The 25,673-nt window shown below is 34.9% G+C and carries 27 protein-coding genes; 16 read left to right on the forward strand and 11 right to left on the reverse strand.

Going from position 1 to position 25,673, the window contains the following annotated elements:
* Positions 1 to 12: 12 nt before the first annotated feature.
* The 6 genes from yidC to guaA all read right to left on the reverse strand — a co-directional run bounded on the left by yidC (position 13) and on the right by guaA (position 8,098).
* Positions 13 to 1,917, reverse strand: a complete 1,905-nt coding sequence (gene yidC / locus E0F89_RS12035; RefSeq protein WP_131910020.1) for a membrane protein insertase YidC — start codon at positions 1,915 to 1,917, stop codon at positions 13 to 15.
* Positions 1,918 to 1,982: 65 nt separating this feature from the next.
* A complete protein-coding gene (locus tag E0F89_RS12040; protein WP_131910021.1) occupies positions 1,983 to 3,596 on the reverse strand; it encodes a CTP synthase in 1,614 nt (537 codons plus the stop codon).
* A gap of 163 nt (positions 3,597 to 3,759) precedes the next feature.
* Complete coding sequence (locus E0F89_RS12045; protein ID WP_091209127.1) at positions 3,760 to 3,990, reverse strand: DUF3820 family protein; 231 nt, start codon at positions 3,988 to 3,990, stop codon at positions 3,760 to 3,762.
* 82 nt (positions 3,991 to 4,072) lie between these two features.
* Positions 4,073 to 4,474, reverse strand: a complete 402-nt coding sequence (locus E0F89_RS12050; RefSeq protein WP_131910022.1) for an OsmC family protein — start codon at positions 4,472 to 4,474, stop codon at positions 4,073 to 4,075.
* The gene (locus E0F89_RS12055) at positions 4,474 to 6,432 is read right to left on the reverse strand and encodes a PBP1 and LysM peptidoglycan-binding domain-containing protein (protein WP_131910023.1); all 1,959 of its coding nucleotides are present in this window, start codon (positions 6,430 to 6,432) and stop codon (positions 4,474 to 4,476) included. The genes E0F89_RS12050 and E0F89_RS12055 overlap by 1 nt, the downstream gene beginning before the upstream one ends.
* A 133-nt stretch (positions 6,433 to 6,565) precedes the next feature.
* The gene (guaA, locus tag E0F89_RS12060) at positions 6,566 to 8,098 is read right to left on the reverse strand and encodes a glutamine-hydrolyzing GMP synthase (RefSeq protein WP_131910024.1); all 1,533 of its coding nucleotides are present in this window, start codon (positions 8,096 to 8,098) and stop codon (positions 6,566 to 6,568) included.
* 264 nt (positions 8,099 to 8,362) lie between these two features.
* On the opposite strand from guaA, the gene E0F89_RS12065 reads away from it, so the two are divergent.
* On the forward strand, positions 8,363 to 8,893 hold the full coding sequence (locus tag E0F89_RS12065; protein ID WP_131910025.1) for a hypothetical protein: 531 nt from the start codon (positions 8,363 to 8,365) through the stop codon (positions 8,891 to 8,893).
* A 14-nt stretch (positions 8,894 to 8,907) separates the two neighbouring features.
* On the opposite strand, the gene E0F89_RS12070 is transcribed toward E0F89_RS12065, so the two are convergent.
* A complete protein-coding gene (locus tag E0F89_RS12070; protein WP_243699513.1) occupies positions 8,908 to 9,540 on the reverse strand; it encodes a hypothetical protein in 633 nt (210 codons plus the stop codon).
* Positions 9,541 to 9,858: 318 nt separating this feature from the next.
* Between E0F89_RS12070 and E0F89_RS12075 the strand changes: the two genes are divergently transcribed.
* From E0F89_RS12075 to E0F89_RS12100, 6 genes are all read left to right on the forward strand, one after another.
* The gene (locus E0F89_RS12075; RefSeq protein ID WP_131910027.1) at positions 9,859 to 10,269 is read left to right on the forward strand and encodes a RidA family protein; all 411 of its coding nucleotides are present in this window, start codon (positions 9,859 to 9,861) and stop codon (positions 10,267 to 10,269) included.
* 28 nt (positions 10,270 to 10,297) lie between these two features.
* Entirely contained in the window at positions 10,298 to 11,551 is a 1,254-nt protein-coding gene (locus E0F89_RS12080; RefSeq protein ID WP_131910028.1) for a voltage-gated chloride channel family protein, read from the forward strand.
* Positions 11,552 to 11,622: 71 nt separating this feature from the next.
* Positions 11,623 to 12,627: a DHH family phosphoesterase gene (locus tag E0F89_RS12085; RefSeq protein WP_131910029.1), complete on the forward strand. Its 1,005-nt coding sequence runs from the start codon at positions 11,623 to 11,625 to the stop codon at positions 12,625 to 12,627.
* A gap of 4 nt (positions 12,628 to 12,631) precedes the next feature.
* Positions 12,632 to 13,288: a gliding motility-associated peptidyl-prolyl isomerase GldI gene (gene gldI / locus E0F89_RS12090; RefSeq protein WP_131910030.1), complete on the forward strand. Its 657-nt coding sequence runs from the start codon at positions 12,632 to 12,634 to the stop codon at positions 13,286 to 13,288.
* A gap of 13 nt (positions 13,289 to 13,301) precedes the next feature.
* Positions 13,302 to 14,429: a peptidylprolyl isomerase gene (locus E0F89_RS12095; RefSeq protein ID WP_131910031.1), complete on the forward strand. Its 1,128-nt coding sequence runs from the start codon at positions 13,302 to 13,304 to the stop codon at positions 14,427 to 14,429.
* Positions 14,430 to 14,464: 35 nt separating this feature from the next.
* Complete coding sequence (locus tag E0F89_RS12100; RefSeq protein ID WP_131910032.1) at positions 14,465 to 15,682, forward strand: peptidylprolyl isomerase; 1,218 nt, start codon at positions 14,465 to 14,467, stop codon at positions 15,680 to 15,682.
* Between the two features lie 150 nt (positions 15,683 to 15,832).
* On the opposite strand, the gene E0F89_RS12105 is transcribed toward E0F89_RS12100, so the two are convergent.
* A complete protein-coding gene (locus tag E0F89_RS12105; protein ID WP_131910033.1) occupies positions 15,833 to 16,273 on the reverse strand; it encodes a hypothetical protein in 441 nt (146 codons plus the stop codon).
* Between the two features lie 421 nt (positions 16,274 to 16,694).
* On the opposite strand from E0F89_RS12105, the gene E0F89_RS12110 reads away from it, so the two are divergent.
* The 8 genes from E0F89_RS12110 to E0F89_RS12145 all read left to right on the forward strand — a co-directional run bounded on the left by E0F89_RS12110 (position 16,695) and on the right by E0F89_RS12145 (position 23,755).
* On the forward strand, positions 16,695 to 17,738 hold the full coding sequence (locus tag E0F89_RS12110; RefSeq protein WP_131910034.1) for a tyrosine-type recombinase/integrase: 1,044 nt from the start codon (positions 16,695 to 16,697) through the stop codon (positions 17,736 to 17,738).
* 128 nt (positions 17,739 to 17,866) lie between these two features.
* Positions 17,867 to 18,349: a hypothetical protein gene (locus E0F89_RS12115; RefSeq protein WP_131910035.1), complete on the forward strand. Its 483-nt coding sequence runs from the start codon at positions 17,867 to 17,869 to the stop codon at positions 18,347 to 18,349.
* 193 nt (positions 18,350 to 18,542) lie between these two features.
* A complete protein-coding gene (locus E0F89_RS12120) occupies positions 18,543 to 19,088 on the forward strand; it encodes a hypothetical protein (RefSeq protein ID WP_131910036.1) in 546 nt (181 codons plus the stop codon).
* Positions 19,089 to 19,261: 173 nt separating this feature from the next.
* The gene (locus E0F89_RS12125; RefSeq protein WP_131910037.1) at positions 19,262 to 19,705 is read left to right on the forward strand and encodes a hypothetical protein; all 444 of its coding nucleotides are present in this window, start codon (positions 19,262 to 19,264) and stop codon (positions 19,703 to 19,705) included.
* Positions 19,706 to 19,867: 162 nt separating this feature from the next.
* Positions 19,868 to 20,419 (forward strand): hypothetical protein, encoded by a 552-nt coding sequence (locus E0F89_RS12130; RefSeq protein ID WP_131910038.1) that lies wholly within the window; start codon positions 19,868 to 19,870, stop codon positions 20,417 to 20,419.
* Positions 20,420 to 20,577: 158 nt separating this feature from the next.
* Positions 20,578 to 21,735, forward strand: a complete 1,158-nt coding sequence (locus E0F89_RS12135) for an RES family NAD+ phosphorylase (protein ID WP_131910039.1) — start codon at positions 20,578 to 20,580, stop codon at positions 21,733 to 21,735.
* A 162-nt stretch (positions 21,736 to 21,897) separates the two neighbouring features.
* Positions 21,898 to 22,767 (forward strand): DUF4145 domain-containing protein, encoded by an 870-nt coding sequence (locus E0F89_RS12140; protein WP_131910040.1) that lies wholly within the window; start codon positions 21,898 to 21,900, stop codon positions 22,765 to 22,767.
* A 19-nt stretch (positions 22,768 to 22,786) separates the two neighbouring features.
* A complete protein-coding gene (locus tag E0F89_RS12145; RefSeq protein ID WP_131910041.1) occupies positions 22,787 to 23,755 on the forward strand; it encodes a PIN-like domain-containing protein in 969 nt (322 codons plus the stop codon).
* A gap of 142 nt (positions 23,756 to 23,897) precedes the next feature.
* On the opposite strand, the gene E0F89_RS17135 is transcribed toward E0F89_RS12145, so the two are convergent.
* Positions 23,898 to 24,188: a hypothetical protein gene (locus tag E0F89_RS17135; RefSeq protein ID WP_165930019.1), complete on the reverse strand. Its 291-nt coding sequence runs from the start codon at positions 24,186 to 24,188 to the stop codon at positions 23,898 to 23,900.
* A gap of 203 nt (positions 24,189 to 24,391) precedes the next feature.
* Here E0F89_RS17135 and E0F89_RS12150 point away from each other — a divergent pair, with 203 nt between their 5' ends.
* Complete coding sequence (locus E0F89_RS12150; protein WP_131910042.1) at positions 24,392 to 24,778, forward strand: DUF4279 domain-containing protein; 387 nt, start codon at positions 24,392 to 24,394, stop codon at positions 24,776 to 24,778.
* 138 nt (positions 24,779 to 24,916) lie between these two features.
* Here the strand turns inward: E0F89_RS12150 and E0F89_RS12155 are convergent, their stop codons facing one another.
* Together E0F89_RS12155 and E0F89_RS12160 are read right to left on the reverse strand one after the other, a co-directional pair.
* The gene (locus E0F89_RS12155; RefSeq protein WP_131910043.1) at positions 24,917 to 25,300 is read right to left on the reverse strand and encodes a hypothetical protein; all 384 of its coding nucleotides are present in this window, start codon (positions 25,298 to 25,300) and stop codon (positions 24,917 to 24,919) included.
* Between the two features lie 172 nt (positions 25,301 to 25,472).
* Positions 25,473 to 25,673, reverse strand: a 201-nt coding sequence (locus E0F89_RS12160) for a hypothetical protein (protein WP_131910044.1), incomplete at its 5' end; no start/stop codon positions are given.

A 25,673-nucleotide genomic window follows, 5' to 3' on the forward strand; every position in this document is an offset into this window, starting at 1 on the left:
CTTTTTTATGAATTATTTTTTCTTCTGTTGTGCCTTTTGAGCTTCGGCTTGTTCCATTACTTCCTGAAGTTTTTTCTGGAATTTTCCTTGTTTCTTCGGCTCTTTCAATTTGTTTTCTTGAATTTGAGCATGGATCTTATCACTATCGATAAAGTATCTTTTTATGACAATCATAATTCCAATAGTAATTAGATTCGAAATAAAGTTATATAAACTCAATCCCGCACCGTAACTATTAAAGAAAAACAACATCATTATTGGCGATACGTAGATCATGATTTTCATCATTTTTGCCATATCTGGCATTCCTTCTTGTTGTGGAGCAGCCATTTGTTGGTCACCAGAAGTCATTTTCATATAGAAGAAAATCGCAATCGAAGCAAGCACAGGAAACAAACTGATGTGATTTCCGTAAAAAGGAATATGAAAAGGCAATCGTATAACTTCGTCGAAAGACGATAAATCATCTGCCCATAGGAAACTTTTTTGTCTCAACTCAAAAGCTGAAGGGAAAAACTGAAACGAAGCATACATAAATGGTAATTGAATCAAAGCCGGAATACAACCTGCCATAGGATTCACTCCCGCTTTGTTATACAACTTCATTGTTTCCTGTTGCTTTTTCATTGGGTCTTTTTTGAACTTATCCCCCAACTCAGTGATTTCAGGACGCAATACTTTCATCTTGGCTTGTGACAAGAACGATTTAAAAGTGATAGGCGACATTGCGATTTTTATAATTATTGTAAAAACAATAATCGCAATTCCGTAGGCAATGTAAGAACTCAAAAATCCGAATAACGGAATAAAAATAAACTTATTGATCCATCCGAAAATCCCCCAACCTAACGAGATAATTTTTTCAAGATTTTGATCGTAATCCTTTAAAGTTTTATAATCTGTTGGACCAAAATACCAACTCATTTTGTGATCTAATTCCCCATTTGTAAAAGCCAAAGGAATATTAGCTTTGAATTGTTTGGTAAAAGTGGTATCGATTTGATCATCTATAACCAAGTTATCAGACTTCACTTTTGCAGCTTCCAAAGGTGTCTTTGATAAAAGAATGGTAGAGAAAAAGTGTTGTTTGAAAGCAATAAAAGTTGCTTTTTCCAAATCAGATTCTTCTGTTTGACCTAAACCGGCATAATCAATTTTTCCATCCTCATGTTCGAAATAGATTTCAGTGTAACGGTTTTCATAAGAAACACTTTTTTCATTTCTGTACGTTTTCAAATTCCATTCTAAATCCAATGGTTTTGCCGTATTCAATACTTTATTCAACCCTTGAGAACGAATATCAAAACCAATCATATAATCGTTTGGCTTCAAAATGTATTTGTACTCCAAGAATTCATTGGCTCCCGCTTTCAATTTCATCGACAATATTTGATCTGCTCCAATTTTCGTCAAAGTAGGTTCAAAATACAAGTCTTTAGAATTTAAAGTACGATTATCGCTGGTTAGCAATTGTACATTTAAATTGGCATTATTGTCTTTTATTAGTTGCACTAATTGTCCGGAACCTTTTTTGAACTTTTCAAATTGTTTCAAAGTAGCCTCAATAATATATCCTCCTTTGTTGGCAATTGTAAGTTTTACTAAATCATTTTCGATCGTAGTTACACCTGCTTTTGCAGAAGGCAATGTAGCAGAATAAGCAAAATTCCCCAGCGTTTTTTGCAATTGCGCCAGTTGAGTTGAATCTCCAGTTGCTGCAACTGCAACCGTAGCTGTTGCCACAGTTTTTTGTTCTAAATCCTTGGCTTTAGCCTCTCTGATCAATAACTCTTTTTGTGCTTTTTCAGCCGCAACCACTTTTGGGTCAGGTTGATTTTGGTACATGATAAAAACCAAAATACCAAAAATTAATGCAAAACCGATAATCGAATTGAGGTCGAATTTTTTTTGTTCCATTATTATATTTAAAAAAGTTTAATCTATTAGTATGAAGTTTGATGAATTGTTTCAAAAAACAACAACTATTTTTTCTTTGCCTGAACAGCTGCTGCCACAAAATTCACAAAAATAGGATGCGGATTGGCTACCGTACTTTTGTATTCCGGATGGTATTGTACCCCAATGAAAAATGGATGATTTTCTATTTCTATAATCTCCACCAATCCGGTATCAGGATTTACTCCAGAAGCAATCAATCCTGCATTTTGTAATTGCGCCACATAATTGCTATTGTACTCATAACGGTGACGGTGACGTTCTGAAATCGTTTCTTTTCCGTATATTTTATAGGCCAATGAATCTTTTTTGATATCACATTTCCATGCACCAAGACGCATTGTACCACCTTTATCAGTAACTGTTTTTTGCTCTTCCATAAGGTTAACGACAGGATGCGCAGTGTTGTCATTCATTTCGGTAGAATTAGCATCAGAATAACCTAGAATATTTCTGGAATATTCTATAATTGCCATTTGCATTCCCAAACAAATCCCGAAGAACGGCACTTTATTTTCACGGGCATATTGCACTGCTGCAATTTTCCCTTCAATTCCTCTTTCTCCAAAACCCGGAGCAACCAAAATTCCGTCTAAACCAGAAAATTTCTCTCTTATGTTGTTGGCATCAATGTGTTCTGAATGAATCGAAATCACATTCACCTTAGTTTCATTTGCAGCTCCTGCATGAATAAACGCTTCCAAAATAGATTTGTAACAATCCTGCATTTCTACATATTTCCCAACCAAACCGATATTCACGGTATGTTTCGGATTTTTTAATCTTCGCAAAAAAGTATTCCAGTTTTTTAAATCCGGAGCAGCTTTTTTGGGCAAATCCAATTTTTTCAATGCAACGACATCAAGTCCTTCTTCCAACATTAAATTAGGCACTTCATAAATCGTCGAAGCATCAATCGACTGGATAACTGCTTCTCTTTTTACATTACAAAACAAAGCCAGCTTATTGCGTAGCTCTTCGGAAATTTCGTGTTCTGTTCTGCACACTAAAATATCGGCTTTTATTCCGCTTTCCATCAACGTTTTTACAGAATGCTGTGTCGGTTTTGTTTTCAATTCTCCTGCGGCAGCCAAATAAGGCACCAAAGTAAGGTGAATTACAATTCCGTTATGCTCCCCTAATTCCCAAACCAATTGACGAACCGATTCTATATAAGGCAAAGATTCAATATCTCCTACCGTTCCACCAATTTCTGTAATTACAATATCGTAGTCGCCGGAATTCCCTAGCAACTGCATTCTTTCTTTAATTTCATTGGTAATATGAGGCACGACTTGTACTGTTTTACCAAGAAATTCTCCTCTTCTTTCTTTTTCAATAACCGAAAGATATATTCTTCCAGTGGTCACATTATTCGCCTGAGAAGTAGGGACATTCAAAAAACGCTCGTAATGTCCTAAATCCAAATCAGTTTCTGCACCATCATCGGTCACATAACATTCCCCATGTTCATAAGGATTTAATGTCCCTGGATCTACATTAATGTACGGGTCAAACTTTTGGATAGTTGTACGGTATCCTCTAGCTTGTAACAATTTTGCCAACGAAGCTGCAATGATTCCTTTCCCTAAAGAAGAAGTCACACCGCCAGTAACAAAAATATATTTCGTTTGATTCATTCTGTTGTTGTTTGTGTTGTAGTTGTGTAAAAAAACGTCGCAAAAGTACAAATTTAATTGGACTATTAGAATATTACACTGTTAGATTTTCAGACTCTTTTTTGGCTAAAAAAATGTAAAATTCTATCCGCTAAAAATCCTAAAGAGTTCGAGAAAGTCTAAACTATGGTTTCGGGTATCGTTTTTTTATATTCCGAATCAACTCTTCCAGACCGTTGAGTTTTAATTCGTAAATTAATTTCAGTTGCTCTCCTAATTCTCCTTTTGGAAAACCTTTATTGCTATACCAGACGATATAGTATTCCGGAATATCAATTAGAAACCACCCTTCATATTTCCCAAAAGGCATTTTGGTGTGGGCTAGCTTGATGAGTTGTTTTTGGTTTTGATCCATTTTATAATAAAAAAGAAGTAAGAGACAAGAAACAAGAGCTATTACTACTTCTTGTTTCTTACCTCTTGCTTCTCAAATCACTTTATTTCCAGTTAAAAATTATTCGTTTCTCGATTTCAGGATGCAAACTTAAGAAAACCGGACAAGTCATCGCTGCTTTTTCCAGTATCGTCCTACTTTTTACCTCAGCCGTTCCATACATCTCAAAAGCAATTTCTATCGCACCGATGCGTCTGGGTTCGGCATTCATAATTTTAATTACTTCTGCAGTGGACCCTTTTAAATCTAACTCCATATCCCTTGCCTTGATTCCCATGATAGTCATCATGCAAGTTGCCAACGCATTGGCCACACTGTCTGTTGGAGAAAAAGCCTCACCCTTGCCATTATTATCCACCGGAGCATCTGAAAGGATTTCGATTCCTGATTGCAAATGAATCGAAGAGGTTCTTAAATCTCCTAAATACGTTACTATTGACGTCATTACTCCGCTACTTTTATGGTTAAATCCGTGTCATAATATAAAATATAGATTCCTTTATTGGTGTAACCACCGTCCTCTTTTTTATAAAATTCGAATTTGTTATCTATTTGTTCCGTTGCTGCTGCATCAATTGTTTCCTGATATTTTTTGTCCTGAGACAATCTCATCATCGTATCAAAAGTAATATCAAATCCGCGAGTGGCAAAAACACTCGGGTAAATTTTATTTTTCTTTCTAAATTCCTTTTCGAAAATTAAAGCTTCCTGAGATTCATTCTCTCGAGTAACCGAAGGATACATTAATTTCAATTTAGTTAAATTTACAAAATTAATTTCATCAGTATCCAATGTTTCATTTGGTTCCAGAATAACCAGCTGCACTTTAAAAGTCGACATTGCATTTAACATAGCCGCAATTGTTGATTTTATCATACCCGTATTTCCGGTTTCCATTACAACATAGTTTATCCTGTCTTTTACAAATAAACTTTTTAAATTTTCCACTGATACACCGCCGTTTGCAGTAAGTGTCGAAAATCGCACATCCTTATGGTTCTCTTTGATGAACTGAATTACGGAGCCTTTTTTCTTATCGACAACGGCAACAATATTGCCACCTTTGGAACGCATATAATCAAACATCGTATTTTTAACAGTCTCGGGAGCAGGAATCGACTGGAAAATATTGGCGTATGAAACTCCCAAATCTTTGGATAAAGGTGAAATTACCGGCACTTGATCTGCCATCAATAGTTGGGCAGTTTTTTCTACATTGCTCTGATAGAATGGTCCAATAATAGCATCTGAGTCTTCTAAATCGTTATTTTTTATTAAGGAAGCAACATTGGAACTGTTTTTTGTTTCCTGCGAATCGAATATCTTCACATCGATATTAAGTCCTAATGTTTTAGCAGAATCGATCGCAACTAAAGCTCCGGCATAAAAATCCAAAGTCATGTTCAGGAATTTATCCTTTTTGAGACGCATTGCAGTCGAATTGACTGTGTCGCCTTCAATTTTAGATATATTAAACGGCAACAAAAGCACCATCTTTTTTCTGATATTACTTGAGTTAACGTTGGACAATTCTGTATATTCTTTTTTGGTCTCTTGTGAAACTTTTATTGTTGCCGGCACTTTTAAAACCATACCCTCGATAACACCTTCGGACAAAATTGGGTTTAAGGCAATTAATTCCTCTTGAGTTACACCTGCCATTTTTGATAAGCTGTATAAAGTTTCTTTTGGTTTAACCACATAATTAAGATATTGTGTCGGAGCAAAAATTCCTTTTACCGGATTGACAATTACAATTTCTTTTTTAGATTCAATAACCATCGCAGTTTTATCTGGTTTTGGTCCCGAAGTTTTGGGATTGCCTTTGATCAATAATCTGAATCCTTCCGGTAAATTAGACACCACTTCCGGATTTTTGCGTTCTAATTCTTCAACCGTAATTCCGTATTGTTTAGATATTGAATATTTGGTTTCTTTAGGAAGCACATAGTGATAAACCAATTTTTCAGGCGCTACAGTATTATTTTTTAAAATAATATTCGAAGGAATAGTAAGTGTCTGTCCTATCTGCAAGCCGTCTTTTTCAAGAAACGGATTGGCTTGTTTTAAAGCTTCCTCAGAGACAGCGTATTTTTTTTGAATACCGTACAATGTTTCTTTTGGCGCCACCAAATGAGTTGTCATTTTTGTAGTGACTGCATTGGCTACGGTGGCCTTTTGTTTACTTTCACTTTTACCAATTATCAATATATTGCCCCGCTTAATACCACTTTGCGCATCTGGATTCAACTGATAAATATCAAATGGAGTAACATTATATTTTTGTGCAATCTGAGCGATTGTCTCTCCTTTTTCTACTTTATGTGTTGTGGTTTTTCCTTGCGAAAAAACACTGTGATTAAACAACAAAACAGTCATACAAACTGCAAAAAAATATTTCATACTTTTATTTATAAAATTATTCAAATCCTTAATAAAGCAACGGTATCAAATTTTATTCCAAAAATCTGATACCGTTTGTATAAGGCACACTCTTAATAAACCTTGCTGTTCTAAAAGATAAGAATCTTACTTATTACTCCCACTCAATGGTTGCTGGTGGTTTTGAACTGATATCATAAACCACTCTGTTTACTCCTTTTACTTTATTAATGATGTCATTTGATATTTTCATCAAAAAGTCATATGGTAAATGTACCCAATCCGCTGTCATACCATCCGTTGATTCTACGGCACGCAGTGCAATCACTTTTTCATACGTACGCTCATCACCCATAACTCCTACGCTATTTATCGGAAGTAAAATTGCTCCGGCCTGCCAAACTTTATCATACAAGCCCCAAGATTTCAATCCGTCAATAAAAACAGCATCGACATCTTGTAAAATTTGTACTTTTTCTGGTGTAATATCACCTAAAATTCTGATTGACAATCCTGGTCCCGGAAAAGGATGCCTTCCTAATAATTCAGGATCTATTCCAAGTGAGGCTCCTACTCTGCGTACCTCATCTTTGAAGAGCATTCGAAGCGGCTCGACAATTTTTAAATTCATGTAATCAGGCAAACCACCTACATTATGATGCGATTTGATAGTTGCCGAAGGGCCACCATTGACAGAAACAGATTCAATTACATCGGGATATATGGTACCTTGAGCCAGCCATTTTACATCTTGTATCAGATGCGATTCATCATCAAAAACTTCGATAAATACGCGTCCTATAATTTTACGTTTGGTCTCCGGGTCACTCACCCCTGCTAATTCAGACAAGAAACGATCACCGGCATCAACACCTTTTACGTTTAAACCCATTCCTTTGTATTGATCTAATACACTTTGGAATTCATTTTTGCGAAGCAAACCGTTGTTTACAAAAATACAGTATAGATTTTTACCAATAGCATGGTTCAATAACACTGCCGCTACCGTAGAATCTACGCCTCCGGACAGTCCAAGAACCACTTTGTCGTCTTGCAAAGTCTCTTTTAGTTCGGCAACCATATCAGCGACAAAAGCTTTTGGTGTAAATGTTTGAGGTACCTCAGCGATTTTTACCAAAAAATTTTCCAGCATTTGTTTTCCATCCGTAGAGTGAAAAACTTCAGGATGATATTGAATTGCATAGGTGGTTTCACCTTCAATTTTATACGCTGCAAATTCTACATCATGCGTACTTGCTAATTTTACACCGTTAGTCGGCAAATCTTTAATACTGTCACTATGACTCATCCAAACCTGACTGTTGGGAGAAACGTCTTCAAAAAAAGTTTCGTTTTCTTTAATAAAGGACAAATTTGCTCTACCATATTCTCTGGTATTTGAAGCAGCAACTTCACCACCATCAAAATGAGCCAAATATTGTGCTCCGTAACAAACGGCTAATACAGGTAGTTTCCCCCTAATTTGAGATAGATCAGGATGTGGAGCATCTTCTGAGCGAACAGAAAATGGACTACCACCAAGGATTACTGCTTTATAAGAGGATAAATCACTCGGAAAATGATTGTAAGGGAAGATTTCGCAGAATATATTCAATTCGCGAACTCTACGCGCAATAAGTTGTGTGTATTGCGATCCGAAGTCTAAAATAAGTACGTTGTGTTGCATGCGCAAAAATACTTTTTATATTTTGAAATGAAAAATTGAATTTTGAAATTTTTATTTTTTTATCTTTCAAAGGTGTTCTGATCATTAAAAATACCTGTAGCTGCTGCTTGCCAAAAAATCAGTTGTTAAAAAAATTTAACAAAGAATCCAATACAATCTTAATAGTTGCGTTGTTCTAATTATATTTGAATCAAAAATATAAAATAGTACTTTTACATTAAACATGCTTCTAAAAAAGGAAGTGCCCCCAAATTCTTTTTAAATATGAAAACAAAAAAAACCCTAGCAATTGCAATTTTCGGATTATTAGTGATTTCGTGCAGTGTAGTGGATCAGCTCTTAACATTTTCACTTGACAATCAAATTTCTTTTACAATTCCTGCCGGATTCCCTGTAAACATGCCGGTAGAACTTCTTACCCCAGCAATATCTTCAAACTCTTCAACGGTATTTGAGAATAACGATACAAGAGCAGAATTAGTAAAGGAAGTTAAATTAAAGGAATTCAAATTGACGATAACTAATCCAAATGACAAGACATTTTCATTCCTGAAATCAGTACGCATGTACATTTCTACCAATGATAGTGACGAAATCGAGTTAGCATATCTAGACAATATTACTTCGACCTCCAATATATTAAATCTGACCTGTACCACAGAAAAATTAGACAAATACGTTAAGTCGCCAACTTTCAGAATAAGAGCCAGAGCGGAAACAAAAGAAACTGTATCCGCAAATATTTCCATAACAGCGGATATGAATTTTCAGGTTACCGCAGATCCTTTTCAATAAATGAATCGCTAAGTCTATTCTTTAATTAAGATTATAGTGGCCTTAAAACCAGTTCCAAGATTCCATTGACTTGCGGAAATTATACCTCCTTTATCATCATAAATTTGGAATTCAGCGGTGTTAGGGCCGGAAGTTCCTTGATTTAAAGCTTCGAATTCGATTTTGTTAAATCCTTTTTCCAAAACTATTTCGAAGCCTTTAAATTCACTGTCCAGGTTTACCTGGTATTGAATTACTTTATCATTTAAGTACACTCGTATCTGATCCCCATCAACATATGCCGCGTCACGATACCTTACTTTGGCGGTAAGCGAACCGGTTTTAAAATCTCCTAAATTTTGATTTTTTCGATAAACAATGCCATCAGACTTTTCTTCTTTTTTGTTTAACTTATCTTTGTAAACGTCTCCTGGATTGATGAAATCATTTTTAGGAGTCATCGAAATAGTGCTAACGGGAGGTATTGAAAGAGAAAGAGACGGTTTCGGACTTAAAATTTCCGCATTATTAAATACATTTGGAGCCGTAATTGGCGGAATATCCGCTTTTGGCGGAGTTACTTTTTTTATTTTTGGGGAATTATTTTTAAGGGGAATTGCTTTAAATTTCGAACTGAATTCGTTTTGCGCATATCCACTGACAGACATACTGATTGTAATTAGTAAAAATAAAATCCTTTTCATCACTTTATAGATTATTGTATTTGTATTTGCGAAATTTTGAAAGTAAAAAACTAATCCTATATTTTATAATTACGGTACTAATTTAACTTTCATTTATAACAACTATTATCCGAAAATATTGCACTTTAACTGATCAAATATTCTAAAATTCAGTATTTAATTTTGCGTTTAATAAATGGAAATAACGGACTTTCATTTCACTTTTTTTCATAAATTGCAAATATTATGCCACATCAAAAATTGCATTAAATCATAGAGTTATAACCTCTAAATACAATTAAAATGAAAAGGGAAAACATATTGACAGGATCATCGTGGGAAGAAAAAATGGGATATTGCCGCGCAGTGCGCATTGGCAACAGCATTGAAGTGTCAGGAACAGTGGCGATTGTCGATGGTGAAAAAGTTAAAGCTGATGATGCTTATGCACAAACCATTAATATTCTGGAGCGGGTCGAAAAAGTCCTGGAAGACTTAAAAGTCAGCATGGATGATGTCATCAGAACGCGCATATTTACAACTGATATTTCCACATTTGAAGCAGTAGCTATGGCGCATTCAAAATTTTTCAAGGATATAAAACCTGCCACCGGTTTTTACGAAATCAGCAAACTGGTATCTCCCGAATATTTGGTCGAAATTGAATTTACCGCAATTGCTACTGAAAAACCTTTGATTCAGGAAGGATTATAATATTTAAACAACGGGATCAATTCCAGTAATGAATTTAGAAAAACTTAAGCATACGTTGTTTGTGACACTCAAATGGATAGTAATTTGCGCATTAATTGGCATTCTGTCCGGTTCCGCCTCAGCATTTTTTCTGGTGTCTTTAGAATGGGTTACGCAAATAAGAGCGCACAACAGCTGGATTATCTGGCTGCTGCCAATCGGCGGTTTAGCCATAGGATTTGCGTACCATTATTGGGGGAAATCAGTTGTAAAGGGAAATAATTTATTGCTGGAAGAATATCAAAATCCGCAGAAAACAATTCCATTAAAAATGGCGCCATTGGTACTTTTTGGCACATTAATCACCCATCTTTTTGGAGGATCTGCCGGGCGAGAAGGGACAGCAGTACAAATGGGAGGCGCAATTGCCGATCAGTTTACAAAAATATTTCAACTTGATGATTCCGGCAGAAAGACATTATTAATACTTGGAATCAGCGCCGGTTTTGCTTCCATATTTGGCACTCCTTTAGCCGGAGCTTTATTCGCTATAGAAGTTGTTTACTTTAGTAAAATCAATTTTAAAAGCGCCTTACTTTCTTTTGTTGTAGCTTACATCGCGTATTTCACTGTTGAATTTTGGCAAGTGCAACACACACACTATTCAGTTCCAATAGTTCCAAGTATGAGTTTTACCGTCCTATTTTGGATCATTGTGGTTAGTGTTTTATTTGGTTTAGCCGCCATGCTTTTCTCCCGAAGCACACATTTTTGGACTCATTTATTTTCGAAAACTATAGCCTTTCCTCCTCTTCGCCCATTTATAGGAGGATTTATTATCGCTGTTGCGGTTTACTTGATAGGCACCACAAAATACATCGGACTGGGAATTCCTGTCATCGTTGATTCATTTTCCACAGCCAATTTGAGCTATGATTTTCTTTTAAAAATACTATTTACCGGTTTTACCTTGGGTGCTGGGTTCAAAGGAGGCGAAGTAACGCCGCTATTTTTTGTGGGTGCGACTCTGGGCAGCGCTTTATCTCTTATAGTTCCTCTGCCCATTGCCATGTTGGCAGCAATGGGATTTGTTGCCGTTTTTTCAGGTGCCACTCACACTCCTATTGCCTGCACCGTTATGGGAATGGAACTTTTTGGCATAGAAAGCGGTCTTTTCATTGGTGTCGCTTGCATTATCGCTTACTTTTCTTCGGGTAGTGTGGGAATTTATAATTCGCAAGTGGTTAAAGGAGCAAAATACCATTTGTACCAAAACTTTAAAAAGAATCCAACTGAACTTTAGGAAGAGTGAAAATCATGTTAATTATATAAATGATTTCAACATTAAATTAAAAAAATGTAATTTCGCACCCTATGGAAATACAAGACATTCAAGCGATACAGTTGTTATTATCAACTCCAAAAAAGATTGCTATAATCCCGCACCGAGGCCCTGATGGAGACGCTATGGGCTCTACCTTGGGATTATACCATTTTTTACTAAAAAACAACCATCAGGCGGTAGTGGTTTCACCTAATGAATTTCCCGATTTTTTAGCCTGGATGCCCGGAACAGAAACTGTTAAAATTTACGAAAAAGACAAAAAAAACTGTACCCGGATTCTTGAAGAGGCGGAAGTTATTTTTACTTTAGATTTTAATGCTTTGCACCGTACCGGCGAGATGGAAAATGTTTTGACGAAGCTGAAAGTGCCGATCATCATGATTGATCATCATCAAAAACCGGATGATTATGCCACCTACACGTACTCTGACACTTCGTTTGGTTCCACCTGCGAAATGTTGTACAACTTCATTTTATTTCTTGGAAAAAAAGAAGACATCGATAAAACTATCGGAACTTGCATTTACACCGGAATTTTAACAGATTCAGGATCCTTCCGTTTTCCAAAAACAACCGGAACGACGCACCGAATTATCGCTGAATTAATTGATTTAGGAGTCGAAAACACCGAAATTCCGAACTTACTGTTTGATAACAGTTCCTTTGGACGTTTACAATTATTGGGAAGAGCGCTTCAAAACATGAAAGTGCTTACGGCGCACAAAACAGCATATACAACGCTGACTCAAGATGAGTTGAACTCGTTTGATTACGTAAAAGGCGACACCGAAGGAATTGTAAATTACGGATTAAGCATAAAAGGCATCGTTTTTACTGCTATATTTATCGAAAATAAAGATGAAAACATAATCAAGATATCATTCCGTTCCCAAGGCGATTTTGATGTCAATCAATTCTCAAGAGATCATTTTGGTGGCGGAGGACATCGCAATGCCGCCGGAGGAAAATCAGCAGTATCGATGGAAGAAACAATACAAAAATTTGAAGCTTTAGTAACTGAACTAAGCCTGTAATTATATGAAAAATAACACCTTACTCGCAATTATATGCTTATTGCTGGTTTTTGCTTCGAGTTGTAAACAGCAACAGGATGCCAGAAAACCCATTTCTCAGGCCTCTGGGACTTTCATGAAGAAATCTATTGCACGCAATAAAAAATTAGTTGCCAGCGAGGAAACTCAAATTCAGAATTTAATCAAAAGTAATCCTAAGGTAAAATACATCGCTTCTAAAAAGGGTTATTGGTACTCTTATGAAATAAGAAATGAAGTGGATACACTAACACCAAAAAAAGGGGATGTTGTCTTTTTTGATTATGAAATCAAAGACTTAAAAGGTACGATTATCTACTCTGAATTGGAGTTAAGGCCACAAATCTATTATGTAGACAAACAAAACATTATGATGGGTTTACGTGACGGAATTAAGTTAATGCGTAAAAATGAAAAAGTAAACTTTCTGTTTCCATCTAATATGGGATTTGGCTATCATGGTGACGACAAGAAAATTGACACCAACCAGCCGCTAATCTGTACCGTAACTCTGCGTGATTTCAAATCAGAAGCAGCCTATGAAAAAGAAACTGAAGTAAAAGTAAAAACAACGGTACCCCCCGCGCCAATAAAACCGGAAAGCACCGCCGTAATAAAGCCAAAAGATACTATAAATCAATAAAATCACCTTTATAATGAAAAAAAAGATCCTATTCGTATTCCTTGTAATCGCTTCATTTTACTCCTGTAAAGAAGATCACAACAACCTTCCTGATGGTTTATATGCTAAAATAGAAACCAATAAGGGTGAAATAATTGTGCAATTAGATTTCCAAAAAGCGCCGATAACCGTAGCGAATTACGTAATCTTAGCCGAAGGAAAAAATAAATTCGTCACTAATGAAAATCTTAAAAACAGACCATTTTTTGATGGCCTGAAATTTCACAGAGTCATTAAAGATTTTATGATACAGACAGGAGATCCATTGGGAACAGGTTCTGGAGATACCGGTTACAAATTTAAAGACGAATTTTCTGATTTAAGATTTGACAAAGGAGGCCTTTTGGCTATGGCCAATAACGGACCGACCACCAACAGCAGTCAGTTTTTTATTACCCATCTTGCCACACCTTGGTTAGATGGAAAACATACTATTTTTGGTCATGTTGTCGAAAAAGGAATGGACGTAGTCAACAAGATTGAACAAAATGATTACATGAATAAAGTCACTATTATCAGAAATGGCGAAGCAGCAAAAAAGTTTGATGCGGTAAAAATATTCACTGATTATTTCACCGTAGAATCTGAAAATCAAAAGAAAAAAGCTGCCGTTGATGCCGAAAACAAAAGAGTGTACAACGAAAAGTACAAAGAAGTCCGCGAACAAAAAGTGGCTTATTTTGCCAGTTTGAAAGCCAATGCAACCAGAACACCAACAGGATTACAATACGTAATCACCAAGAAAAGCGGTGGCAAAAAACCAGCCAATGGCGCCAATGTGTTTATTCATTACGCCGGGTTTCTGGAAGATGGTGAATTATTTGATGCCAGCGTAGAAAGCGTTGCCAAAGTTTTTGGCAGATATGATGAGAACAGAGCCGCACAAAATGGCTACCAGCCTATCCCTTTTCAAGCAGGGAAAAAAGATGGCATGATTCCTGGTTTCATTGAAGGACTGGAGCAATTATCCTTTGGTGACAAAGCGGTAATTTTCATTCCGGCTCGATTAGGATACGGTGTAGCGGGAGCTGGCGGAGTAATTCCACCAAACGCCAACATTATATTTGAAATTGAGTTGATGGAAAACATGCCACAACAATAGCGTAAATCAAATTTTACACCTTAAATTAGCAAAAGATGAAATTTAAAGTTCTGTTTTTATTATTTCTTGGAATGGCAAGCGCTCATTCCCAAACTGTCAAGAAGTCGATTCCTGCCAAGAAGCCTACAACGGCTGTAAAAACTGCAGTAAAAGCTCCGGAAGTAATCGAAGGTATTTTCGCAACCATTTCAACAAACAAAGGTGATATTGTTCTTGCATTAGAATACAAAAAAGCACCCGTAACCGTTGCAAACTTTATAGCGCTTGCCGAAGGTAAAAATACATTTGTAACCGACCAAAAATTAAAAGGAAAACCTTTTTTTGATGGTTTAAAATTCCATCGCGTACTTAAAGACTTCATGATTCAGGCAGGAGATCCTTCAGGAAGTGGTTCCGGAGGTCCGGGTTATGCCTTCAAGGATGAGTTTACAGACTTAAAACACAACAAAGCGGGAATTCTTTCTATGGCAAATTCAGGTCCAACCACCAACGGAAGCCAGTTTTTCATCACCCACAAAGAAACGCCTTGGTTAGATGGCAAGCACACTGTCTTTGGTCATGTAACGCAAGGAATGAAGGTAGTCAACTCGATTGAGCAAAATGACGTAATCACAAAAATTACAATCGTTAGGAAAGGTATTTTGGCCAAAAAATTCGACGCGCCAAAAGTGTTCTCGGATTATTTTAATAATAAAGCGGAAGATCAAAAGAAACAGGATCTTGTCAACGCTGAAAACAAAGCAAAGCAAGCTGCAGTTGAAGCCGAAGCTAAAAAAGCTTACGCTGCAAAATACGGCCCTGTTGTGACTGCAAAAAAAGCGTTCCTGGCCACTACCAAAGCAAATGCAATCACTACTCCTTCCGGATTAGCATATAACATCATACAAATAGGAACTGGCATAAAACCAGCTAACGGAACGACTTTTTACTTTCATTATGCCGGCTATTTTGAAGACGGAACTCTTTTTGACAGCAGTTATGAAGAAGTAAATAAAACCTACGGAAAATATGATGCGCAGAGAGCCGCTCAAAACGGATACCAACCCTTCCCTTTTGAAGCAGGCAAAAAAGACGGCATGATTCCCGGATTTATTGAAGGTCTGGACAACATGAAATTTGGTGACAAAGCCGTGATTTTTATCCCGTCAAAGTTGGCGTATGGCGAAAGAGGTGCCGGAAGCGTTATTCCGCCCAACACAAATCTTGTTTTCGAATTGGAAATGCTGGAAAGCAAACCTGTTACCAAACAATAAATCTCAAAAAAAATCCATAAAAAACCCGACAGACTTCACAATCTGTCGGGTTTTTTTTATGGTTTAGGCTTTCCATTTACAGACTGCAGACATAAAAATGGGAGGATATTCGTTTGACCCGTGTCTTCAGTTGTTCAATTGAAGCAGCTTTTACTTCTTTCCGAATTTCCAGTCAAATTCGTCTTTTTGATTGATAATCGCACCAATCTCAAATTTCACCACTTCATCAAATTCGGTTTGAAAAATCATCCAGTTTTCCTCATTGAAATAGTTTTCAAACGTGTCAAATTCCTCTTGCGTAAATTTAGTGATGCCTTTGGCAGCCAAATCTTTTTTGACGTCACTTATTTTTCTGTTGATGATTTTATGTCCCAACAACTCCAATTCCGGGCTCGAAGCCACAATATAACCTAATTTAAGTTCTTCCTCAATGTAGAAAGTCAAACGCATTTTTAGCTTATTGTAGGCGAAGATCACATTATCATCTTCGTCCTTGTAATTGCGGTCCGGTTTGCCGTAAATAGCAGTAACATCACTCTGTTTCATACCGAAAATGAGCTTATCAATTCCGTTTTTTGGATTTATTTTCATATTCTAATTTTACCGCAAAGTTCGCAAAGTTTTTCTCAAAGTATACTACTTTTTATCGTTTTAAATTAGCGAAATACAAATACCAATGGTGATTCTACCAGTCACAATTTGGGCGTGACCAAGTTGCATTGCCATTGTATAAATCAGATGGTTTAGTGCCGCAACAAGGTCGGGCTACCCGTTATAAACGAAGTTCACTGAACTCCGCTTAAAATGGAAATATTGTGAAGTAATCTTTTATTGCGCTGCGCTTCATAAAAGGATTTCCACTGCAAACGAAGTTCACTGAACTCCTATGAAAAATATCAAAAAAGTGAAGTAATCCCTCACTAAAACAGAATGTTATGCTAAATGAACAGCAGTAGCAAAACTAGCCGGTCTATAAAAAATCACTATCTTTAAATCACAAAATCAACACAATATGACTTGGTCAGCAAAACTTATTAAACACAATAGCGAAAGTAGAATTGCCGTCTATTTTGAAAAAAATCAAGACTTAATTGCCCGGATTAAACAAATAGAAGGAGCGCGATGGAGCCAGCAAAAAACGGTGTGGCATCTCCCCGATACGACTGAAAACAGAGAACGCTTCAATATAGAACTCCATTCAAATTCACTCCCTTCGGCAGAGGCAATAGCACAAATCGAAAAATTCAAACAATGGATGCGTTCCAAGCGTTATAGCGAGAGCACTATTAATACCTACAGCGAAGCTTTGAAATCATTTTTGGTTTTCTACCGAGAAAAACCAGTTGCTGAGATTAATAACGAGGATGTGATTATCTATAACAACGAGTATATTTTGAAGAATAAGCTTTCGGCTTCCTACCAGAATCAAACGGTTAATGCGATAAAGCTGTTTTTTATGACAGTAAGGGAAACAAAGATTGAAGTGGATAAAATTCATCGGCCAAAACGAGCGAAACTATTACCTAATGTTTTAAGTAAAGAGGAAGTAAAATTAATCCTGAACGCCCACAGCAATATCAAACATAAAATGATGTTAAGCCTGATTTATAGTTGTGGGTTACGCTGTGGTGAATTATTAGCACTGCAGCCCGTTCACATCGATTCACAAAGGAACATTGTATTACTTAAAAACGCAAAAGGACAAAAAGACAGAATCGTACCCCTAAGCCCAAAAATACTCGATATGCTAAGAGAGTACTATTCATTATATAAACCAAAAAAATATTTGTTTGAAGGGCAAATAGCAGGAGTTCCTTATGATAGCCGAAGTTTACAACAGGTACTAAAACAAGCACTACATAAAGCTCAGATTACAAAACCAGCTACACTACATTGGTTACGACACAGTTTTGCCACGCACTTACTAGAAAGCGGGACTGACTTGCGTTATATACAAGAATTACTAGGCCATAATAGCAGTAAAACTACTGAAATTTACACCCATGTGAGTACCAAAAGTATCCAACAAATAAAAAGCCCATTTGATGATTTGTAAGAATTTAATTTGTTATATTTGAAACGCGATACGCTGTTCAGTAGCGACAATCTACCCAAATTAGGGTGTATAGTCGCTACTTTATAGCGAGTATATACAAGTTACCATACAGTTTTGAAAACCGAAATATGACAGAAACATTAGAATATAAAATATTAAAACACTTGTCAGAAAATGATAACGGTATTTATATTGATATTTCATTTTTATCCGAAAATAAAAATCTGATGTTAGAAAAAGTAAGAGAGTTGAAAAAATTAGAATATCTAACTTTTTATCCTACAACTCGTTTAGCTTCTTCAGTTCCTTCTCCAACTCCAAAATGTAAAATACAGCTTGCAGGAAAAATGTTTTTATCTGAAATTGAACTAAAAAATAATAGCGTAACTAATCACTTCAATAATTCAAGTATTGGACAGTTTAATCAAGATTCCGAATTTTTCGAAAGTCCTAATAGCATAAAAACAAAAGCTGCACCAAGCAAAAGTCCCGAAATAAAGTCGTCACTCCAAAAGTTTTTTTCTAATTCTTGGGTACTGTTAATAAGTGGAATTACAATCGAAGAGATTACGCTAGGTAAAATATATAAATTCATAATTTCGTTAATCTAAATTTACTTTTCACTTTTACGGTGGAAAAGAGAAACCGATATGGTAACAGCGGTTTCACAATATTTGGGTTCTAGGCTTAATTTAAGGACGGTCTTGTATCTGATAAATCAGTCTTTAACCGAAAAATAAATCTTAATTTAATCCCAAACATCGTGAGAGCCGCGGGACGTTGTACGCAAGCTAAAAAAAAAATATGCTAGAAAGTTTACTATTCATTTTTCTAATTATCATTGGAGGAATATTTTTGATAATTTCTTTGGTTGTTTTAATAGTAGGACTTATTAAGAAATCTTCCAAACTCAAAAAATTATCACTCGGAATTGGAATTGTACCAATATTGTGTTTCGGACTGATTACATTTTGGTATTTGATTGCTGTTCCATCATTCAATAACAGCCAAATACAAGATTTTGCAGGAGTTTATGAAATAAACAACTCTGCATACGAATTGATAACTAAAAATGGTTTAGACAAGAAAAAGCCAAAATTGATTTTATTTACTGACGGAACTTATAAATTTGACGAAATGGAAGGTGTTGGACTTAAAAAAAGTGGAACTTGGAAAACAGGTGGAATAGATGGACTTTTTGAATTTTACGATGAACGAGGTAATTTATCTGAATGGGCAAGTCCTTCTGGGAGTGGAAAAGAATCAGCTCTTTCATTTGATTTTAAAATTGACAAAAAAGACTGGACTAATACAGAAAGCATATTGTTCGTAAAAACAGAATCTGAATAAATGCCAGCGTACAACAGCCATTTTGAGCTAGCTGGAATTTAGTTGAATTATCGTTTCGCATCAAGTTTTCGTTAAGCCGAAAATTGAGCGGTTACGAACTTCCAGCCATCTCAAAGTGGCATAACGTTATAGGCAAACCACCAAAGCAGACAGAAATCTGACACAATTTCGTTATGAGAAAATTAAAAAATTACTTAAAGATAATAACAATATTTTTTGTCGTCTGCACTATATCCAGTTGTGATAAATTTGGTCGAGCTCGTATTTTAAATAAATCAAATGAGAACATTCGCGTAATAGTTAAATTTGATAAAGCTTATATTCAAGAACGAGAAGACTTGGAAATAAACGAATTAATTCGAACTTATCACGATGGTTATTCCAATTTGAATTTAATAAGATACAACACAGATAAACTAACAGCCGAATATGAAATTCAAAAAGATTCTTGTGCAGAAATAGATGGAGATTGGGGCGGAGTTCCACAATTTAATTTTTTTGAAAAAGTTATAATCGCTAAAAAAGGAGACACTCTAATTTTAAGAAGTAAGAACGAAATGAAAAGAGCTTTTATTAAAGAAAAAAATACTTTAGATTTTAATTTAGTATTTAAATAAATGGTCTGCCTATAACAGCTACTACAACGGATTTGGACAATAGGCTTAATGGGAAGTTGGTTTTGTGTTTTAAAGTTCAGTCTTTTGCCGAAAATTAAGGCGTACTTTATCCCAAACCCGCTGTAGTAACAGAACGTTATAGCCAATTTTAAAAGAAAAACAATGAAGAGAATTTACATTATACTTTTGACAATATTGACAATCAGTGTTTACGGACAAGACGCTACCAGAAGCTTGAATTCCGAAATGACTCGACTAAAAACAGAAACAGTTTTAATCGTACAATCTCAAGCTATTGACGGGTATCCATTATGGTCGCCAAACTCAGACTTTATTGCTTGTAATATTGAAGAAAAGTGGTATAAGTTTAGATTAACAGACATTGACTTAGCTGAAGCAAAGTGGCGCGGACAGGCAATTGGCGTTATAACAACAAAAGATGCATATACTTTGCTGACCGACAATGAACAGGAACAATTTGATAAAGTTTCAAAATTTAATCCCCGAGAAGTAACTACGAAGAACGAAACAAAAATAGAATTAAGAGAAACAGGTGATATGTCCGTTTCACTGATTGTAACTAAAAAAGGAGAGAAGCAAAAAATTTTATGGACAAGCGGCGGAGAAAATTGTCATAGTTTAGTGCTTTCTCCTGACGAAAAATATGTGGCTTATTTATGCGAACTCAACGGACTCGTAATAATGAAATTATAATAAAAACTGGCTATAACAGCTGTTTTGATATAACTGGAGTTTAGTGGAATTACCGTTTCGCATCAAGTTTTCGTTAAGCAGAAAACTGAAGGGTTACGAACTTCCAGCCATCTCAAAGCAGCGGGACGTTATGCACAATTATAAAATCACAACATGAAATGAATGACGAAGATGAAATTTTACTATGTATTGAATGTGCAAAAGACATTCGCCTGAAGAAACTTATTCAGATTATTAATACCAAAGGATTCTGTACTTGTTGCGGAAATACGAAATATATTATAGACATATATAGCAACGAATTTATACAAATGACTAAAGCACTGATTCGTTATCATTATTCAGAATGGGACTATAATGAACATTGGGGTGGAAATGGGTACACTTCATTATTTTATGAAGATGATAATGTATTTTTCAATAAGCAAAATTTCAAGGATAATGAAGTCTACGATGAACTAATAGACAGAATAGCATGTTTCGAAGTATATGAAGATTATGATAAGGGTGTATCAATTTTTGCGGGTTATTATGAAGGAGAACAAAATCCACTACTACAATCTATAAAATCTAGTTTAGATTATTCAATCATAGAAATTGAAGATAAATTAAAGAACGAAAATTATTTTAAATTCGAAGAAAAAATTATTCAAATACTTTCCGAGTATTCGGAAATTTGTAAATCAAAAATCGAGAAAAACTCTGAATTCTATAGAGCCAGAATTGGATATGCGGATTCAAAAAGAAGTATTTTAGGCGGTGGATTTGAAGGCGAAATAATTTTTCAACCATATTCTAATTCTGAAATGGGAGCTCCTCCTCCAAATCTTGCTGGTTTTGGTCGTATAAACAGAGCAGGTGTTTCTTATTTATATTGTGCTAGTGATAAGTATACTGCAATATCTGAGATAAGACCACATCCTGGAGACATCGTTTCAATTGGTAAATTTATTGCAAATAAGGAATTATTTATATTTGATGTAACAGAAACTCAATTTTTAAAATTTTATCATAACGACGAAAGTCTATATAAGTTTAAAAAGTTAAATACTTTCACTGAACTGATGCAAAAAGTTATACCTCCATCAGAAAGACAAGCATACAATATAACACAATTAATTGCGGACTGTGCAAGAAAACTAAAATTTGATGGGATTTTATTTCCTAGTTCAGTTGGAAACGGAGAGAATTTAGTTGTATTTAATCCCGAATATATGAACTATACTTATGAAAATGCAGAAATTGTCGAAATAAAAGAAGTCAAATATGAATACTTTAAACGACAGTGTACAAAAGACATATCAGAAATACAATAACTGTGCATAACAGCCACTACAACGGATTTGGGCATTTGGCTTAATAGAAGTTAGTTTTGTATTTGGATGATTTGGCAAATCCGAAAATAGGGCTTAATTTAATCCCAAACCCGCTGTAGTGCCAAGACGTTACCTGTAATTTTAAAAACACATCACATAAATATGATTAACACAAAAGATTACTGCCCTATTTGTCAACAAATTACAAATCAAAAATGCTTATTTAGCATACAGGAGCGTTCAGAATACAATGCTGATTTTCATTGGGAACAAAACTATGAAACAATACAATGCTTAGGCTGTGAAAATATTCAATTTAGAAATCGCTACTCACATGAAGATATGTTTAGATGTACAGATGATGGTCATGAAGAATCGTTTGACGAGTCTAAGTATTTCCCTAAGAACTTAACGAATCATTCTTTGTTAAAAAACCAATATCACTTACCACACCAATTAAGAATTGTTTACACTGAAACTCTTGAAGCGTTAAAAAACAATTGTTATTTATTAGCAGGAGTTGGATTAAGGGCAATTATTGAGGCAATTTGTCTTGATCAAAATATTACAGGTAGAAATTTAGAAATAAAAATAAATAGTCTTGTTCGAAACAAGTTAATAACAGAAAAAGATGGAAATAGGCTCCATACTATAAGATTTCTTGGAAATGACTCTGTACATGAAATGGATGTTCCAAAAGAAGAAAAATTAAGAATTGCTCTTGATATTGCTGAACATCTTCTTAAAAATTTATATTTAATTGATATTGATGTCAATCAACATTTAGATACTATAATCTCGGAATATGAAGATTTTAAAAATTTAGTCTTACGAAAGTTTAGAGCAACTTCAATCATTCAAGGCGATGAAATAAACATTAAAACTGTTTTGAAAAAGGACTTTAGAAGAGTTGAAGGAAGCTATTTACAAAATTTCATTACCCAACTTGTTGATGAAATTCAAAATAATCTAATTGTTACCATATCGATAGGGAAAATAGAAAATAATCATCAATTTTTCATCAAGAATTAAAAAACTACAATTCAATCATATGAATATACTCTATATCGATGCGAATATTTATCTAGGATTTTATAATTCAAATAGACCTGAATACAAGAAACTATTGGGTTCTGTTATAGAATTGGCAGATAAAATATTTTTCACACAACAACTTGCTTTTGAAATTGACAGAAATAAATTGAATATTTTCAGGCTTTCAATTGATAATTATATCAAACAAGTTTCATTAACTGCTACTATTTTACCTGAACATTTAGATGAAGATGGTTCTCCAAAGTTTACTGATTGGAATAAAGCCCGAAAAGAGTTAGAGAAACAAATTTCAGATTCAAATAAAGAACTATCACCTATACTTAATGATGTGCTTAATGACATTGCAATATCACAAGACAAAGTTTCGAAAGAACTTTCTGCAATCTACGCAACTGCGCAATCTCCTTCAGGAAAAGACCTAGAAAATGCAAGGCTTCGAAAAGAGATAGGAAATCCGCCAGGTAAAAGAGCTGATCCATTAGGAGATCAACTATCGTGGGAGCAATTATTAACCATTGTGCCAGATATTTCGCAACTTTGGATTGTTTCAACAGATAGAGATTATTTTACCGAACATAAAAAAACATTGTATCTTAATCCTGTTTTATATCAAGATTTAGTCAGACAAAATCCTAGAATAATAATCAAAACATTTAATATTTTATCTGAGGCACTGCGAGATTTTAATAATGAAGTTAAAATAGCTTCAATTCCAAGTAAAGAAGAACTTGATTTAATATCGGAAACGGAAGCTCAAGATTTAACAGGCTTAACAGGTTCAACAGCATCATTTATGTATTCGGGAAGTTTTGCGCCTAGCAAACCAAATATTTGTCCTAAATGTGCAATGGCAAATTCATTTTTAGAAGGTGCTTATCTCCGCTCACAGTATGGTGGTTTAACGCTACAATATATTTGTAAAAATTGTGGGTTTCATGCAGATACTGGTGATTCATTTGATTAGATAGCATTCCAACAAAACTACAGGTAACAGCCATTTTGAGCTAACTGGAGTTAAGTGGAATTAGCGTTACGCATCACGTTTTCGTTAAGCCGAAAACTGAAAGGTTACGAACTTCCAGCCATCTCAAAGTGGCAAAACGTTATCACTCAGCTTCGTTGGAACGCTCAAAAAGACTGTTTTGAGTATTAAAAAAGCTATTTGGGTAAGCGTCTAAGCAATAGTCAATACATTGCTTCTCTGTGTCAAAAAACTTTATAGATAAACTTTCTTTATTAATAACTTCAAAATGACCGTTCATTTCAAAAATTACAAGTTTATTTATTTCATGTATAATGTATGTCTTTGCGTTTTCAAGCATATGAATAGCTTGTTCTTTTCTTGCTTTATTACTAAAATAATTCCAAGTTCTGGTTAATGTTTTTGCGTTTTCCATTTCGTTATGAATAAAAAGCCGAAGTGATAACACACGTTAACCACTATTTAGGCATTAGTTATTAATTTAATTATTTTCTTTTACTTGTTATTATTTTGCTAATCAGAAACATAAGGCTTTCTAAATCCTAAACATTGGTTAGCGTGGGAACGTTAGCGGTAATGTTGCCGAAAAAACTGCAAATTAATGACTTACCGTAATAAATGAAATATTATAGATTACATATTGATTCAAAAAACAGTTTTGAGATTTACTCTAAAATAACTAAAATTCTTGGTGTTAAACCGACTGAATTTGAATCCAAAAATAATTTAACTGCTTTATATAGTTTATGGACATACTGTGTTGATGAAGAAGACGAAGCTCCATATTATGACTTCATAAATAATTTTTTAGACATAATTGAACCGAAATTTGCGGAATTAAAAACAATAGGAATAAAAAAGAAACATATTACTTTCTGGATGAATTATGAATATGACCAACAGTGTGGAATGGAATTTCACCCAAAAGAAATGAAACGTTTAGGGAAAAGTGGAATTGTAATGTGTATTGATTGTTGGCAAAAAGGAACAGTAATTGAATTATAAAAAACACTACCGCTAACAGCAGTTACACGAGATTTGGGTTTTGGTCATCAACTGAAACTTGGTTTTGTGTTTTAAAGTTCAGTCTTTAACCGAAAATTAAGGCGTACTTTTTCCCAAACCTCCTGTAGCTGCGGAACGTTAGGCGAGATTCAACGAAACCGTTAACTCAACATATTCCAGAACTGCTTCGTAAACAGATTTTATCATAGGCTGACCTTCGTTTATTATATTTATATCTTCAAATTCTCCAACAATTAAAGAATGTATTTTACATTGGTCATTATAAATTGTAACCCAATCCCTTTTGTTTATTTTTTCAACAACAGGCATTAATTCATTCCATTCTTTATAATTCGGTAATGCTTCAAAATCTTGCATTTCAGCATTATTGTAGTAGTAATATTCATTACCTGTATATTCATTCAACCCTTTAATCGGTGTTATTCCCATATATTTAGCAATAAGAACCTCGCCTAACACGTGTTTTGCCTCAGTACTTTTATTATTGTTTTCTGTATTCATGGTTTTGTATTTTTAATTATTAGTTATTAGGTAAGTATTATTTTGTGTCTGTACCGTACCGAAGGCAAAGCACGGGAACGTCAGGCTGTGAAAAAACCTCCTTTTTCTATTAAAAACCTTCAATTTTCCTGTTTTGCAATTGAAATAACGCCTTTTTAAGAAGGCTCTTTTTTTAGGCTACTAATTTCATTAGATAATAATCAAGGGCATTAGTTAGCTTTAAATACTCCGTTTTTAGACAAAACAAAACTTTTGCCTTGTAGGGTGAATTCCATTTTTTGAGCTTGGCAATAAGATCGGGAATGCCCATGATATTGATACTGCGTTTGATGTTATACACCAGCATAATCAGGCTGTGTTCTCCGTTTACTTT

The organism is Flavobacterium caseinilyticum, assembly GCF_004349085.1.
GTDB lineage: Bacteria > Bacteroidota > Bacteroidia > Flavobacteriales > Flavobacteriaceae > Flavobacterium > Flavobacterium caseinilyticum.

Coding starts and splice junctions, on each gene's coding strand:
- yidC (WP_131910020.1), bottom strand. CDS start 1,917: ATGGAACAAAAAAAATTCGACCTCAATTCGATTATCGGTTTTGCATTA.
- E0F89_RS12040 (WP_131910021.1), bottom strand. CDS start 3,596: ATGAATCAAACGAAATATATTTTTGTTACTGGCGGTGTGACTTCTTCT.
- E0F89_RS12045 (WP_091209127.1), bottom strand. CDS start 3,990: ATGGATCAAAACCAAAAACAACTCATCAAGCTAGCCCACACCAAAATG.
- E0F89_RS12050 (WP_131910022.1), bottom strand. CDS start 4,474: ATGACGTCAATAGTAACGTATTTAGGAGATTTAAGAACCTCTTCGATT.
- E0F89_RS12055 (WP_131910023.1), bottom strand. CDS start 6,432: ATGAAATATTTTTTTGCAGTTTGTATGACTGTTTTGTTGTTTAATCAC.
- guaA (WP_131910024.1), bottom strand. CDS start 8,098: ATGCAACACAACGTACTTATTTTAGACTTCGGATCGCAATACACACAA.
- E0F89_RS12065 (WP_131910025.1), top strand. CDS start 8,363: ATGAAAACAAAAAAAACCCTAGCAATTGCAATTTTCGGATTATTAGTG.
- E0F89_RS12070 (WP_243699513.1), bottom strand. CDS start 9,540: ATGTCTGTCAGTGGATATGCGCAAAACGAATTCAGTTCGAAATTTAAA.
- E0F89_RS12075 (WP_131910027.1), top strand. CDS start 9,859: ATGAAAAGGGAAAACATATTGACAGGATCATCGTGGGAAGAAAAAATG.
- E0F89_RS12080 (WP_131910028.1), top strand. CDS start 10,298: ATGAATTTAGAAAAACTTAAGCATACGTTGTTTGTGACACTCAAATGG.
- E0F89_RS12085 (WP_131910029.1), top strand. CDS start 11,623: ATGGAAATACAAGACATTCAAGCGATACAGTTGTTATTATCAACTCCA.
- gldI (WP_131910030.1), top strand. CDS start 12,632: ATGAAAAATAACACCTTACTCGCAATTATATGCTTATTGCTGGTTTTT.
- E0F89_RS12095 (WP_131910031.1), top strand. CDS start 13,302: ATGAAAAAAAAGATCCTATTCGTATTCCTTGTAATCGCTTCATTTTAC.
- E0F89_RS12100 (WP_131910032.1), top strand. CDS start 14,465: ATGAAATTTAAAGTTCTGTTTTTATTATTTCTTGGAATGGCAAGCGCT.
- E0F89_RS12105 (WP_131910033.1), bottom strand. CDS start 16,273: ATGAAAATAAATCCAAAAAACGGAATTGATAAGCTCATTTTCGGTATG.
- E0F89_RS12110 (WP_131910034.1), top strand. CDS start 16,695: ATGACTTGGTCAGCAAAACTTATTAAACACAATAGCGAAAGTAGAATT.
- E0F89_RS12115 (WP_131910035.1), top strand. CDS start 17,867: ATGACAGAAACATTAGAATATAAAATATTAAAACACTTGTCAGAAAAT.
- E0F89_RS12120 (WP_131910036.1), top strand. CDS start 18,543: ATGCTAGAAAGTTTACTATTCATTTTTCTAATTATCATTGGAGGAATA.
- E0F89_RS12125 (WP_131910037.1), top strand. CDS start 19,262: ATGAGAAAATTAAAAAATTACTTAAAGATAATAACAATATTTTTTGTC.
- E0F89_RS12130 (WP_131910038.1), top strand. CDS start 19,868: ATGAAGAGAATTTACATTATACTTTTGACAATATTGACAATCAGTGTT.
- E0F89_RS12135 (WP_131910039.1), top strand. CDS start 20,578: ATGAATGACGAAGATGAAATTTTACTATGTATTGAATGTGCAAAAGAC.
- E0F89_RS12140 (WP_131910040.1), top strand. CDS start 21,898: ATGATTAACACAAAAGATTACTGCCCTATTTGTCAACAAATTACAAAT.
- E0F89_RS12145 (WP_131910041.1), top strand. CDS start 22,787: ATGAATATACTCTATATCGATGCGAATATTTATCTAGGATTTTATAAT.
- E0F89_RS17135 (WP_165930019.1), bottom strand. CDS start 24,188: ATGGAAAACGCAAAAACATTAACCAGAACTTGGAATTATTTTAGTAAT.
- E0F89_RS12150 (WP_131910042.1), top strand. CDS start 24,392: ATGAAATATTATAGATTACATATTGATTCAAAAAACAGTTTTGAGATT.
- E0F89_RS12155 (WP_131910043.1), bottom strand. CDS start 25,300: ATGAATACAGAAAACAATAATAAAAGTACTGAGGCAAAACACGTGTTA.